The organism is uncultured Cytophaga sp., assembly GCF_937863595.1.
In the GTDB taxonomy this organism is placed as follows: domain Bacteria; phylum Bacteroidota; class Bacteroidia; order Cytophagales; family Cytophagaceae; genus Cytophaga.
Genome location: NZ_CALMGQ010000035.1, coordinates 18,029 through 32,614, shown reverse-complemented (window position 1 = coordinate 32,614; position 14,586 = coordinate 18,029). Strand labels below are relative to the sequence as shown.

Annotated in this window: 7 protein-coding genes; 4 read left to right on the top strand and 3 right to left on the bottom strand. The window is 35.9% G+C overall.

The window, feature by feature from the left end; genetic code table 11:
- The 3 genes from Q0543_RS02810 to Q0543_RS02800 form a co-directional block, all read left to right on the top strand.
- A partial coding sequence (locus tag Q0543_RS02810; RefSeq protein ID WP_299248810.1) for a hypothetical protein occupies positions 1 to 603 on the top strand: 603 nt, incomplete at its 5' end.
- 348 nt (positions 604 to 951) lie between these two features.
- The gene (locus Q0543_RS02805) at positions 952 to 2,847 is read left to right on the top strand and encodes a hypothetical protein (protein WP_299248807.1); all 1,896 of its coding nucleotides are present in this window, start codon (positions 952 to 954) and stop codon (positions 2,845 to 2,847) included.
- A 3-nt stretch (positions 2,848 to 2,850) separates the two neighbouring features.
- Positions 2,851 to 3,141, top strand: coding sequence for an OmpA family protein (locus Q0543_RS02800; RefSeq protein WP_299248805.1), 291 nt, complete (start codon positions 2,851 to 2,853; stop codon positions 3,139 to 3,141).
- Positions 3,142 to 3,605: 464 nt separating this feature from the next.
- Here the strand turns inward: Q0543_RS02800 and Q0543_RS02795 are convergent, their stop codons facing one another.
- Positions 3,606 to 4,679 (bottom strand): hypothetical protein, encoded by a 1,074-nt coding sequence (locus Q0543_RS02795; protein ID WP_299248803.1) that lies wholly within the window; start codon positions 4,677 to 4,679, stop codon positions 3,606 to 3,608.
- Between the two features lie 385 nt (positions 4,680 to 5,064).
- Between Q0543_RS02795 and Q0543_RS02790 the strand changes: the two genes are divergently transcribed.
- Positions 5,065 to 6,387, top strand: a complete 1,323-nt coding sequence (locus Q0543_RS02790; protein WP_299248801.1) for a T9SS type A sorting domain-containing protein — start codon at positions 5,065 to 5,067, stop codon at positions 6,385 to 6,387.
- A 354-nt stretch (positions 6,388 to 6,741) separates the two neighbouring features.
- Here Q0543_RS02790 and pbpC read toward each other — a convergent pair whose 3' ends face one another.
- Positions 6,742 to 9,051 (bottom strand): penicillin-binding protein 1C, encoded by a 2,310-nt coding sequence (gene pbpC / locus Q0543_RS02785; RefSeq protein ID WP_299248799.1) that lies wholly within the window; start codon positions 9,049 to 9,051, stop codon positions 6,742 to 6,744.
- Between the two features lie 115 nt (positions 9,052 to 9,166).
- On the bottom strand, positions 9,167 to 14,584 hold the full coding sequence (locus tag Q0543_RS02780; RefSeq protein ID WP_299248798.1) for an Ig-like domain-containing alpha-2-macroglobulin family protein: 5,418 nt from the start codon (positions 14,582 to 14,584) through the stop codon (positions 9,167 to 9,169).
- Positions 14,585 to 14,586 lie beyond the last annotated feature (2 nt).

Below are 14,586 nucleotides of genomic sequence, written 5' to 3'. Positions count from 1 at the left end.
TCAATTAGAGTATTTATGAAGTATTCTTCTCTAGAATACGGACCAGTTTTATGTGATAAACCTATTATTGAATGGGGATCGGACTCCATTCCATTTGAAATGATTGATCATTATGAAGTCTATGAATTCAATAAAACATGGCAAAAAATAGCTCAAATTAAAAAAGATAGTTTTTACTATATATTGGAAGGCAATTACATATTAGGGAATAATTATTCATTTAAAATAAATTTTGTACTTAAAAATTCTGATATATATGAATCTTTACCATTTGATTATAAACATACTTCAATTGCCATTCAACCTGTAACAATAGTAAAACAAGATTTCAGAACAATTGATGGTGTGAAATATTTTCATGTAACATGGGAATCACCTAAAGGTTATATGGAAGCAACGGATGAATCTTTTGTAATGTTTGAAAGCAACTACACTCCAAACACATATGCTACTTACCAAAACAGTTTAAGTAAATCAAAGAATGAGGAATATTTAGAAGTATATCCGCAATCAGTAGGAAAAAAACTATCTTTTTATATAATTACTAGAAGAAATATGATATGCGGTACACCTTCTCAAAAATTCAGTTTTGTTGTAGAATAAAATCATAATTTTTGCGGAATATAAAAAATATCAATGGGGTTTTTAGTTACGTGTTTTTACTGTTCTAGCATTTACTCCGCTGTTGTAAATTAATTACGCTGCATTTCCGGATTTACAATCCGGAAGCCAGAAAACAAGGATTTGTAATCCGATATTACAATAGATTACAACTCTCAATTATCTATTTTTTATTTTATGTATAACAGATAGGCATCCCTATTTAATTGAGCATTATTTTTAGTATATGACTTGTAAGAATAAAGATTCAAAACAGACAATTCTCATTTGGGTTTCGTCTAATTCTTGAAAGGTTAGAGTTGATTATTTAACAATCAAATGCTATGTTTTATGTATATAACTTCGTTCAATCCCACATTTATGAAAATGATTTTTAATTTATTATTCATTTTTAGTTTCTTAACATTCACTGCAAGCGCTCAAATTTCTCAGTGGTTTCGAGAAGATTTTAATTCCAATGATAAAAACTGGTATGTAAAGGATGCTCCTGAAATGGATTATAGCATTAAACATGGGCACTACATACTTTCCAATAAAGACAATAACGGACATATTTATTGGATGTTTAAAAACATACACATGAATCCAAAAAAAGATTTTTCAATGGAGGTGAAAATTAAAATACCTACTAGTAAAGGAGATGGTCATGCAGGTTTTTTTATTACAGATTTAGATGGGAAAATGAATTTCTTTTGTGTGAATCCCTACAATAATTCTTTCTGGGTTGGTTATTACAATGCAGATAAGGTTTGGGGAAGTCATACGGAATCTGAACTTGGCCTTGCTAATAGTGGCTGGCAAAAAACGAATGCCTGTGCGGCAGCAACAGCGTATCAAATTTTAACCCTGAATAAAAAAGGAGATAATGTTATTTTTTATATTAATAATCAAAAGGTACTAACACTTGCAAGCACTCTGTTTTGTTCCAATATAAATAAATACATAGGCTTTATTACAACAACTAAAATGGATTTTCACATAGATTATGTTGTATTCAATCAAGATAATAAAAACGATGTATTAGAACCTAATGCTTTACCTATTAAAGCAAATGCTTTACCTACAACCATCAATACGTATGCAGATGAATTAAACCCAGTTTTGACAGCCGATAAAAAAACATTGTATTTTACACGCTTATATCATAAAAACAATTACCCGGGAGTTATGATTGATGGTGAAATGTTTGATGGGGATATTTATTTCTCTGAATATATAAACAATGCATGGACAGAGTCAAAAAGACTTGAATATGGCATCAGTAATAATGGAAACAATGCATTAGCTTCAGTTTCTCCAGATGGGAATACCATTCTTTTATTTGGGACCTACGACAAAAAAAAGAATACCAGCGATCATATGAATGGGCTAGCAATAAGTCATCGTAAAGCTACTGGATGGTCGTATCCAGAAAATTTAATCATAAAAAACTTTTATACCTTACCTTGCCACGTAAATTATTTCTTGGCAGACAATGGACGAACCCTTATTTTGTGCAATAAACGAAATGATAGCAAAGGAGATGGAGACTTATATGTAAGCTTCAAACAAGAAGATAATACATGGAGCGAACCAAAAAATATGGGAGCAGAGATTAATAGTTATACACTTGATTTTTCTCCGTTTATTTCTGCCGATAATTCAACGCTCTATTTTGCATCATGGACTTTACCAAATTATGGCGAATCAGATATGTATATGAGTAAGCGTTTGGATGAGAGCTGGACAAAGTGGAGTAAGCCATTAAATATGGGGCCAGCAATTAATAACGAAGGGTTTAATGCCTATTACAAAATATCTGCCGATGCAAAGGTTGTGTACTTTTCCTCTACTATTAATTCCATTGGGTATGCAGATATCTTCATGTCTGACTTGCCTAAAGAATTAAGTCCTGACCCAGTTACTTTAGTTAAAGGTCGTGTATTAGATGCAAAAACTAAACTGCCTGTTGTCGCAACTATACGATATGAAAATTTGGAGGATAGGGCGGTAATAGGTGATTGTAGATCAACACCAGCAGACGGAAGTTACTCGATGGTTTTACCTTATGGTAAAAATTATGGATTTTATGCACAAGCAAGTGGATATATTGCGGTGAATGAAAACATGGATCTCAAAGAAGTACGTTCGTATAAAGAAATTGAAAAGGATATTTATCTTGTACCGATAGAACTGGGTCAATCCATAAATTTAAATAATGTATTTTTTGTTCGTAGCAAGCCATAATTGTTGCCTACATCATATCCTGAATTAGATCGACTGATGAAACTATTAAAAGAAAATTCAACCATACAAATTGAAATTAGAGGGCATACCGACAATCAAGGTGATCCTCGATTAAATATACTGCTCTCTGAAGAACGCGTAAAAGCTGTTACTGAATATTTAGTTAAAGCTGGAATTGATAAGTCGCGCATTAAAGGGAAAGGTCTTGGTGGTGCAGAACCTGTATCGCCAAATGATACGGAGAAGAACAGAGAAAAAAATAGACGCGTTGAATTTGTGATTATAAAGAAATAATGTATTCAGTTTTAATACATGAAGATTTGCTGCCTATGTCTGACAATATCTTATAGTGAATCGTGAATGATTGTCTTTCTATTATGATTTTTTACTGCATTCAGGTAGAAGATAAAATATAGGCAATAACTACAAAAAATAATTTTGATACAGATTCGATTGGCTCAATTCAAACGCAGAAAATGCTTGTTAACACTGCGTAATAATTGATTAGTATCCATTAGCAGTGTTGGCTGGAGCACCAATTTTTGCACAGGTAGTTATATAGCTTAAGGCTTTCAACTTTTATTCCTTTCAATTTCATATAAACACTTTAATCAATTACCTAGGCAAAACCCACGATAATTCTGTGGTTTAGCCTTCGGTATATCGAAATGGTAAAAAAACGGAATGGTTTTCTAAAAAAGGGAAGCTATTCCGTTTTTAGTTTATAAATGTATGAGAGAATAAGAGGAGTATGTTTGTTAGTAACAAGTTCCGCAGGTGTGTTTTCTGTTATGTTCGATACGTTCGGTTTTGGCCTGTAATGCAAAAGCATTTGTATCTATATTGAGCGCTTGATTGGTATATACTTCCATTGGGATCATACCGTTTAAGGATCCATGCGGGTGTACAAATGAATAATCATATACGACTGTTTGGATGCATTCAATTAATTGTTCCAATGTGGCAGGTTTGTGAAACCGTAGGTATACTTTAAGGATTTTATTGATGGCTTCAATAGAGGCATTTGAAAAAGCAATATCTTTAAGCGCACTGATTTTAGTAATCTCGGGATTTGTAGTTGCCTGCAATAATTCGCTTATGGTTGTATTGTGATTTTCTTTTCCACCATCTGCCATAAGCGTTGCACATACATGATGGGGATGAAATGAATGAATGGTTTGTATAGCATTATTTAATGCACAGGATACATTTTCGGCATTCTTTTTTAAAGAAACACTCCAGCCTAAAATTGCTTTAGAAAAATTATCGGAGACCAATACAATAGCTGCTTTTAGATCGTGCTCGATATTCCAGAAGGTTGTGTCTACATGCAAAAACTGATTTGGGGCAGTGGTAATAAGCCCAGTATGACTTTCTTTTCCTTTTGGCGTTTTCTTATTAAAACCAATGAGGTCTACATATTTGTACCAAGTACTGACACAAGCAGCGAGTATATTATTGCGTTGTGCAAAATACGCAATAGAAGAAATAGGCCAGCACACAAAACGTATATCTGTGAGTAAGCTTTTCATTGTATTTATTTCTTTAAAAGAAAGCTGTAATGGATGTTTTCGGAAGCATAGATTAAAGGCCGAATCGTGGCAACGGGTGTTTATTTTATGGAGCATGTACTGAAAGGCATGTCCAGAAATTCCTGCCAGTTTTAAAGCCATATGTTTGGGAATAACAGTAGACAAACGCTGTACTTCATTGATTAGGGCTACAGAATACTGTTTATTTTTATTTAATACAGGAGTAATGAAATGTGCTATTGAAATCCATACATTGGAAAGTATATATACTGTTTTCTTTAAGTGTTGGTGTGCAGCCATGAGCTGCAAATGATCCATGGCTTCACCGAGATCGTTTCTGTACGCATGACCAATGTATGAATTGGGATTACTGCTTCGCCATCCGGATATGGTTGATGCAGGTATAGATTTACGAAAAGAATCGGATAAGAGATGTTCTTTATTGAGGTGATATAAAAAGTATGATGAATGTATCCTGTTTCCCTCTAGTACGAATAACAGACATGTTTGAATGATTTAAAAAAAACAGAATAGTATAATATGTTTAATAGTATGAATATGTGAACTGTTTTACCTTAAAAATACTCTTGATTAAACCGATGTGCAGTGTTAAAAATAAGTATAAATTTTATTTTTTTCATATTCAATATAAATGATTAAATTTAGGCGTATTAAAACTTTTTTTATGAAATCTCAGCCAGTTAAAATTTTATTTTCAATCTTTGTTTTTACAGTCTTTTCACTAAGTATAAGTGCACAACAAGTGACTACGTTTGCAGGCTCAACTTTGGGCTATGCAGATGGTACGGGTACAGATGCGCAGTTTAAATATCCAAAGGGCGTAACCGTTGATCCGGATGGAAATCTATATGTGGCAGATACTTTTGGTCACCGAATTCGCAAGATAACTCCTGCTGGAGTTGTAACGACGATAGCAGGTTCAGGAGTTGCAGGAAACATAGATGGAACGGGTACTGCTGCAAGTTTTAGTTTCCCATCAGCAATAACGCGGAGCTCTTCAGGAGACTTTTATGTTACCGATGTAGGCAATAATAAAATCCGAAAAGTAACACCGGCTGGAGTTGTCACTTCAGTTGCAGGGGGTGATCCATTAGGAGCATATATTGATGGTGTAGGTTCTGTAGCACGTTTTTCACAGCCAGCGGGTTTGACTTTTGATGATGCGGGGAATTTGTATGTAACAGATTATGGAAATCGTGTAATTAGAAAAATTACTGCCGACGGTACTGTAAGTACCTTTGCAGGTACAGGTGTTGCTGGATATAAAGATGGCGCAGCGAATATTGCTCAATTTGATCTGCCAGCAGGAATTACTCGTGACGTATTAGGCAACTTTTATGTAGCAGATTTCGCAAATAATAAAATTAGAAAAATTACACCTTCTGGCTTAGTAAGTACTGTAGCTGGATCAACGAAAGGTTATACGGATGGAAGCGGTTCAAATGTTCAGTTTGGAAATCCGACAGGAGTAGCCTGCGACAACTTGGGCAATATTTATGTAGCAGACAATGTAAACAACCGTATCCGAAAGATTGACGCCTTGGGTGTTGTAACTACGTTTGCAGGATCGAATAATTTGCAGATGTCAAAAGATGGTTATGGAACTGCGGCGGATTTTTATAACCCTACAGGAATCTGTTTTGACCCCCATGGTTATTTATATGTAGCAGATGAAAACAACAATCGTATCCGCAGAATTACTGCACCTACCGCAGGCTTACCACCTGTATCCACTGGTATTGCGAATACTCAATCAAACGTTTATTTATCGGTGTACCCAAATCCATCGTCTACTTTTGTACATGTTGAATGTTCATTCGCTATTACTTCGATTGATGTAAAAGATGTAACTGGTAACAAGGTTTTATCTGCAATTTTAGAAACGGGTAATACCAGCATGGATGTAAGCAGTTTATCAAAAGGAATATACTTTTTCCATATAACATTTTTAGATGGGTATAAAGTAGTGACTTTTGTTAAGGATTAATTTAGAGGTTTTCATTTAAACAAGAGTGCATAGCAACTATCTTTACGACGCGTTTTCTGCAGTTTAAGGCAACTGCGCATCTCGCCTCGGTTGTATCTTTTTTGCCAACCGACAAGCACTGTCTGTTGTTACGTCGAATTTCTGCTTGTCGATAGAATGGTTGGTGCCCCTGCGTAATAGTCGATCAATATCAATCTGTAGTACTGGCAGGAACACCAACCATGGCAAGGCCTCAGAGGCAATCAATCGCTTGTCTGAAAAGACGCAACTGAGGCGAATTGCGAGATGGAATGCTTGCGCCAGCATTTAGCATTAGGCTTTCCGCCTTAGGCCTTAAGCATTCAGCCTCCGGCTTTAGTAAAAATCCACCTTAATATGCATGCTACTATTCCTGCCTCGATCATCGCTACATGATATTTTTGTAGTGCCTTCATTCGGTAAGAAAAATACTTCTTCTTTTGGAGTGGCTTCCTTATAGAATTTATTGTTGATATACCAATACACTTTTTGTACATCGTTGGGTACGATGCATTTTAATTGCAGTTCTGTGGGTACGGCACGTTCAATTAAATATTCACGGTTGTTGTCGGGCGAAACAATCTTAGGGTTTTGATCCTGCATGATCCGCTTGCACATTGGGTTGTGTATGGGTTGCTTTTTATAGGGGATTCGTTGCGAATCATAAAAATCAGCCAGCGCAACCGATAAGTTTGGATATGTTTCAGCGATATAGCCACCATCAGGTGTACATGAAGTACAATAGCTGTATTTTTGATCGGCAGATATCAAACATTCCTTGATGTGTCTGCATACTTCATTGCTAGACACTTTGGGAATATATTGATCGATAATGCTTTCGGTGCAAAATTCACCCATGGGTAATCCACTGTAAGTACAAACCGTGCGCAACTCTAATCCCTTGGGTTTAAAAAACCAATGTTGTTGCGAATTGTAATCGAGGGTGTTGAATAATTCAAAGAGTAAAGGCGTAGCTATGTCTGCACCTGTTAATTCATGAATACCCATGGCATCAAAGTTTCCAAGCCAAACACCAATGGTGTATTTTTGGTTGTAACCTACGCACCAAGCATCTTTGCGACCGAAAGATGTACCCGTTTTCCAAGCAATATGCGGCACGTGAAAACTACTTTGCATGTTGTTGGGTAAATCAGGACGCACGAGCTGCGTTAAGATTTCAGAAACCATATAGGAAGAAGGTTCTGAAAGTATCCGTACCGCATACTGACTGGTGTCTGATTCTAATACAGGATAATTGTATAACATGCCTTTTTGGGAGAAGATGCTATACATGTGTGTAAGCTCTTCTAGGGTAACGCCACAGCCACCCAAGGCTACTGATAAGCCTAGATGATTGTAATCACGCTTGATTTGTTTAAAGCCACTCTTTACCAAAACATTCGTAAATGCTTTGGGCGTTAATTGCTCTATGGTTTTTACAGCAGGTATGTTTAACGAAAAGGCAAGTGATTTTTCTACGGTTACAAGACCGTTAAACTTCTCATCAAAATTAGTAGGAGCGTAGCCATCAAAATTGGTTGGAATGTCTTCAATAACCATTTTAGGCGTTAATATGCCTTTGTCAAATGCCAGTCCAAATATAAACGGCTTCAGCGTACTACCAGGGGAGCGGATAGAATTTGCCCCATCCACCTGACCTTGAAATTCGCTGTCATTAAAATTTTGCGAACCGATGTAGGCTTCCACTTTTTTTGTTTCGTTGTTGAGCACGATAACTGCACAGTTATGAATGGCTAGTTTTTTGATACGCGCCATGTAATTGGTAACCAACATGTGTGCACGCTCTTGGGTTGATATTTTTATAGAGGTTTGAATCTCGGTTGTGCGTGGATATTTGCGATGCAATCGTATGCTTAGATGTTGGGCTTTTCTGGGTAGTGCCATCCGTTTGGCATGCACATTTTCTTTTATAGCATCAGCTATGCGTTCGCTATCAAATAATGCTTCTTCTTTAAAACGGCTCAGCCATCTATTGCGTTCTTGCATCAGTCGATCTGGATGGCGCTGTGGATTTAAGGATACAGGTCGGTTGGGGATAATGGTTAAAGAAACAATTTGTGCCAAACTCAATTGCTCGGGTGATTTTTGAAAGTAGAGTAGTGATGCTGCTTTTACACCTTCAATGTTTGAACCATAAGGTACAAAATTGATGTACATTTCAAGAATCTCATCTTTGGTGTAGGTCCATTCAAATTGTAATGCTCTAAATAATTCTACGATTTTATTTAAGTAGGTTCTTTCTCTAGGTTCTAACAAACGTACCACTTGCATGGTAATGGTGGATGCACCCGATGTTTTTTTGTTTTGTAAAATATTGTTGAACGTTGCTCTGCCTATAGCAAATGGATTGATGCCTGGGTGATAATAAAAATACTTATCTTCTTTATTTATAAATGCAATTTTTAAATCGGGATGAATTTCTTTGGTACTTATTTTAAAACGCCATTTATCATCCTTACTTAAAAATGCATGTAACACTTCATTGTTATCTGCTGTAACAACGGTTGAATAGGTAGGTATGGGTGCTATCGGGAATAGTACATGCAGTACAAAAAACAATACAAAAAGGCTTACACAAGATAGTGCAAGCCTTTTGAATATTTTTTTATACGGAGTGGTATTCAATATTGTTTCGTTAACGATAAGTCGTTTAAATATGTAAATAAATTTGCCTGAACGATGATTAGCTCAGACAAATCTATTTAGTTTATAAGTTATTTATCACTATGATTTATAAATCTTATTTCTCAGAGATGGTGATTGTACCAGCGCCATTGTAAGAATGGTATTCTCCATTATACATTGCATCAGCACTTACAGGTCCTACTTTAAATGTTCCGACACTTACTGCACGAACCATATAATAATAATAGCGTGTAGAATTGGTTGCTGTTACAAACATGTTGATACGGTCGTCACGAATGTCGAAATATTCTGGCGTTGAATTATTCTTGATCCAACTTGCTTCTGTTAAATCATTCAATCTTGGATTTTCGATTTCAAAACCAGCAGGCAACATGTCCGTCAATACAACATTTTCGATGCGTGAATTGTCTATCGCTTGTACCGCTAAACGTACAATTACCAAATCGTTTTGTTTGAAACTTGAACTATTAATTGCCGCTCCATTGCGATCAAAATATTGTCTACGTGCTACAATGTATTTATCTTCTTCTTTCACAATACCTGATTCGCTCAAGCCTTCTGCTTCCCATGAATAATAAAGTGTACCTGTTCCTTTTGCCACAATTGAAATGGTATTATTCGATTGGTTTTTAGTGGAAGCAAATACACCCGTGCTATAGGTGCCGATGCTTGCATTATTGCTTTTGATATCTGCTGTAACGGTCGCATCTGCATTTTTACGTGCAATTTTCCCTAAGGCAATTAAAGCGAACGCCGTTTCTTGTGTATTTAAATAATACTGATTTTTAACTTGTTCGCTTAAGTGTTTCGCCAACATGCCAACTTGCGCATTGTTTGGATCATTTTCAACCATTACATCTAAGATGATTGCCATGTCACGAATGTAACTGTAATAACTTCCACCAAAACTGTTAACGGATTTCTCTCCGTTGAATGTACTTGGCAATAACGTTCTGTACGATGCTTGATCTCCAATTCGTAAGTAGGTTGCAGCTAATAAATACTTACTGTCTAATGCAAGCATAGAAGTGTTCGTTTTATAGAAGTTCATTACCGACAAATCTTGTTGGTTGTATAAACTCATTACATATAACGAATAGAATATTTCTTTTGCTGCAATCACACGCGATGTTTCCCCGCCACCTGCATTGTAATACCAATACGTATATTGACCTTTTTCTTTTACTTTACTTTTTAAGTAACTAAGTGCTTTGTCAATCACTGTTCCTTGTACATCGTAACCCGCTTTTTTTGCTTCAATTAAGAAGTGTGTTGCGTATGTAGTTCCCCACCAATCGCTTTCATAATGACCTGGCCAGTAACTGAAGCCGCCGTTATATGTTTGCATGGTGTAGATGCGATTGATGCCTTCTTGTACCATTTTTTCAGGAGATACATTGGTGTAATTCGCTTGTTTTAATTCTTTCATTAAATCGCGAATGTACAATTGAGGGAAAGAACGAGAAGTTGTTTGTTCAATACATCCGTATGGATAGCCAATCAAATAACTCAAGTTTTTAGTAAAGCCAACCATCGGCGATTTACTTACCACAATTTTACTACTTGTACTAGAAGGTACAAAGTCATTTTCTATTTTAAAGCTAGCTGTATTGCCCCCATTTACAGATCCTGAACCACTTACTTTAATCAATGACGTAATGGGTCTCACGGTGATGTCAGTCACTTCTTTAAACTCTTCGTTGTTTGCTTTTACGAGGGTAGTGATTTGTGCCAATCCGATTTTCTGATCAGCTATTACTGAAAACGATACTTGTTTTTCAGAATTTGCAGGGATGGTTACTTGTTGGCTGCTTGCACCATCAATTTTTACATTGCCTGTCATACCAATAGTAACAGATGCACTCATTGGCTTATTGGTTGTATTGCTCATGGTAATAGGCATTGTCAATACATCACCCGGACTTAAAAAACGAGGTAACGCAGTAGAGATTACAATCGGATCTGCTACTTTCATATTTTTCTGTGCAGAACCAAAATGATTGTCTTTATAAGCTACTGCCATGATACGCAAATCGCCCGAGAATTGAGGAATGTCAATTTCATAACATGCTTCACCGCTTGAATTCGTTTTTAAAATTCCACTCCAGAAGGTAACGAGTTTTACACGTTTGTTTGTAAGCGGATTTGCACGTTTGCTTAGATTGTATCCATCACCACCAACTTTACTTGTAGAGGTGCTTAATTCAGATAGTAATCGCGCATACACATCATAAGAATTTACTTCAAGTGCACGTTTGCGGTAGAAGTAATTATATGGATCAGGTGTTTGTGTGTTTTTCAATTGAAGGATACCTTCATCTACAACAGCGATAGTAACCTCTATATTTGATTCTGCTTTTGTTTTGATACAAATCTTTTGTTTTGTTCTAGATCTGCTGCTTGCAACTGCTGTAATTTCTATGGGTAATTTATTTTCTGATTTGTTAACTGTTACATTTTGGAAACCATGCGCAACAGTTAAAGGTACTTTTTGATCTGTATTCGGTTTGATTAAAGTTGCAGTAACATATACGTTTGGAAGATACGCATCCGATAACGAAACCGTCATTGATGCAGAACGATTGTTTGTTTCAAGAACTTTGTATTCAAAGATTTCGTTGCGTTCGATCGTTACAATCAACTTGCCTTCAAAAGGTGTTTTGAATAATAATTTTGCTTCATCACCTGTATTATATTCTTTCTTATCTGTTTCAATGGTTACTTTTCCTTCTGTATTTACTTCAAAAGAAGTAGAAGAGGTATTGCCCCAACCATAGGCATAGAAATAATTGCTTACATACGATTGTGCATTGGGTGCATACAAGCGCACTTCATATTCACCCGATTGGATCGGAGTGAAAACAAATGATTGTCCCGTTGCAGAAAGGCGGATGGTTTTGTTTTCCATTACCCGAACTTTTTTCTGCGAAACATAGCGGTAATCATCGCCATACGTTTTTTGCATGACTGTTTGCCATTCGTATTTGATCACTTCAACTCTAGCTTCAGCAGCGATTGCTACTCCTTTGCGGTTTACCGCTATCATAGGTATGCTAAACGGTTGGTTTGTTCCTACATAACTATCGGTATACTGAATACCATAAAAAGTTTCTTGTGTATAGACATCGACTCTATTTAATTGATGTACCGGTCTGCCTGATTCATCAAATACTGTCGTATAAATTTTACCTTCAAGTACACCCGAATTTTTATAGGCTGAAGGGAAAGAGAAGGATTGTGTTCCTTTGCCTTCAGCATCTGTTTTGCCTTCACGTACTTCGCTTTCAAATTCATTGTAAGAAGAAGCATTAATCCCGAAGTCATAATTTGAATATTTTTCAGCACTAAAATATTTACGTGTCAATGAAAGTTCTACTTCATAGTTTCTGTTCGATGCCGGCGGACCGAATAAATTCATAGCCTGCAAGTTTGTAACAAGATTTTCGCTTAATACCAACTCCGGTTTGTTTACCGTTGCTGTAACTTTAATTCTATCCGGAATAAATTCTTCTACACTGATACGAATTGAATTCAACAATACATTCGTAGAAGTATACAGTTCAACAGAGTAGGTACCTGTTACAGTTGATTCAGGGAGTTTGAAGGATGTTTCAAATGCACCTTGTTCGTTTAATGTGCCACGTATGTTTTGAAAGTCTTTACCATTTGGCAACACTACTTTCATTTTTACAGGTACGGCTTTTAGTGCATTCCATTTTACATCACGCACAATGGAGTTGATGTGCACCGTTTCTCCTGGTCTGTATATTTCTCTGTCTCCATAAATAAATGCTTCGTAGCCCGCTTCGTTTTCTTTTGCACCACCTGTTTCGTAATCGGTATTGCCAACGTAGCTGTCTCTGAGATTTAAATAGTTGAAATCATTGCCACTTGTAGCAGTAACCATTCCTATTGAAAAAGTTTTTATCTTACTTTTCAGGTCTTTGATGTGAATGACACCACTGCCATCTGTCTTACCTGTAAAAACCGTTTGGTTGTTCGAACTGATTAAGTTTATTTCAATGTCAGCTAAAGGTTCGTTGTTGATAATGGAATTTGCCATAATCAACATATCGTTTTTACCTTCTTTTGCGATCAAACCAATATCGGATATCGAAACATATTTAGCGTCTCCCAGCCATTGATCTTCTGTAGAGTTTACTTTAACAACATAAATTCCTTTGAACTGATTGATGTCGCTAAAATCAACATTCAACAAAGACGTTCCATTTACTTTTTTAAGATTCTTCGTCTCAATTTCTTTTTCATACACAACATCACTTATTTCTTCCAGTCCATAATAAGACGTTCCATAATCATCGTAATAATATTCTTCATCGTCATAATAGCCGTAATTGTTATTATTGCTTCTAAAGAATGAATAGATGTTGTTTGCATAAACTTTATAAATCTTAACAGTAACCTTTGGAACATTTATAATACGTACTGCAATATTTTTATTCCCTTTACTACTTAGATAAACGCCTTTTTTAGAAATGAAACTTATGGCAGGTTTGGGTGTGCCAAATAACAATGTTTCAGAATAGGTATCTTTTAATGTACCGCCAAAAATGCCTTGAAGTTTTTTGTCGATAGATAATTCATACGCTTGTCCAGTTGTAAATTCTCCTTTAATAAAAAATCCTGCACCTTGTTTTTCAATGCTGAAATCGAGTGAAGGATCAATTTTAATTAACGATTCAATATCTTCCGTTGCAATTTCTTGATTGGTACTTACACTTATGTATCCGCTTTTGTCCGAGTATTCAGCTATTGCGCCAGTAATGATAAAAGTCCCTTTTGAACTGATAAAACTTTCTATCGTAACCGCATCTTTTGTTACAAAAGCACTTTCTCCGCATTTTAAACCAGCCTTTATGCTAATGATTGCCTTCTTGTCATCAAAAGATGTTGTGCTTTCAGAGATTCCGATTTCTACGACATTACTAACAGCAGATGTGTAGTAATCAATAGTTACAGGCTTATTGTCTATCTGGATACTAAGTAGTTCTTTTAATTGACTTGGGTTTATTTTGTAGTTGAATGTCAAAGACATTCGTACTTCGTTCACCGCTTTATTGCTTTCCTTTTTAGCCCAAAAATTATCTATTTGAACTAAGTTCAAATAAGGTGTATGAAATTCAAATTTAATTTCATCTCCCAATGAAAGTTTTTTATCTGGATTTTGTTTTAAGATTTCCTCAGAGATTTCTGCTTTGTAATCCGTACTTGCTGCAAATGCAGAAGTAGGAGAGAAGGTGAGTTCATTTGCAGCAGTCCATTTGAACATACCTTTAACAGCAGGCGTAAAGGTGATGAGTTGGTCTTCGGTCCAAGCATCAACAACACTGTCACCAACAACATCTTCGGAAAATTCTATAACAAGATTCTGTTGTAGATTAACTTCTTCTGAAAAGTTTTTGTTTTTGATTTCTATAGCTCCTTTTTTGCTACATGAAAAGATTGAAATTGCTAATAAAACTAGAGCAATTGATTTGAAAATGGTATTCATAG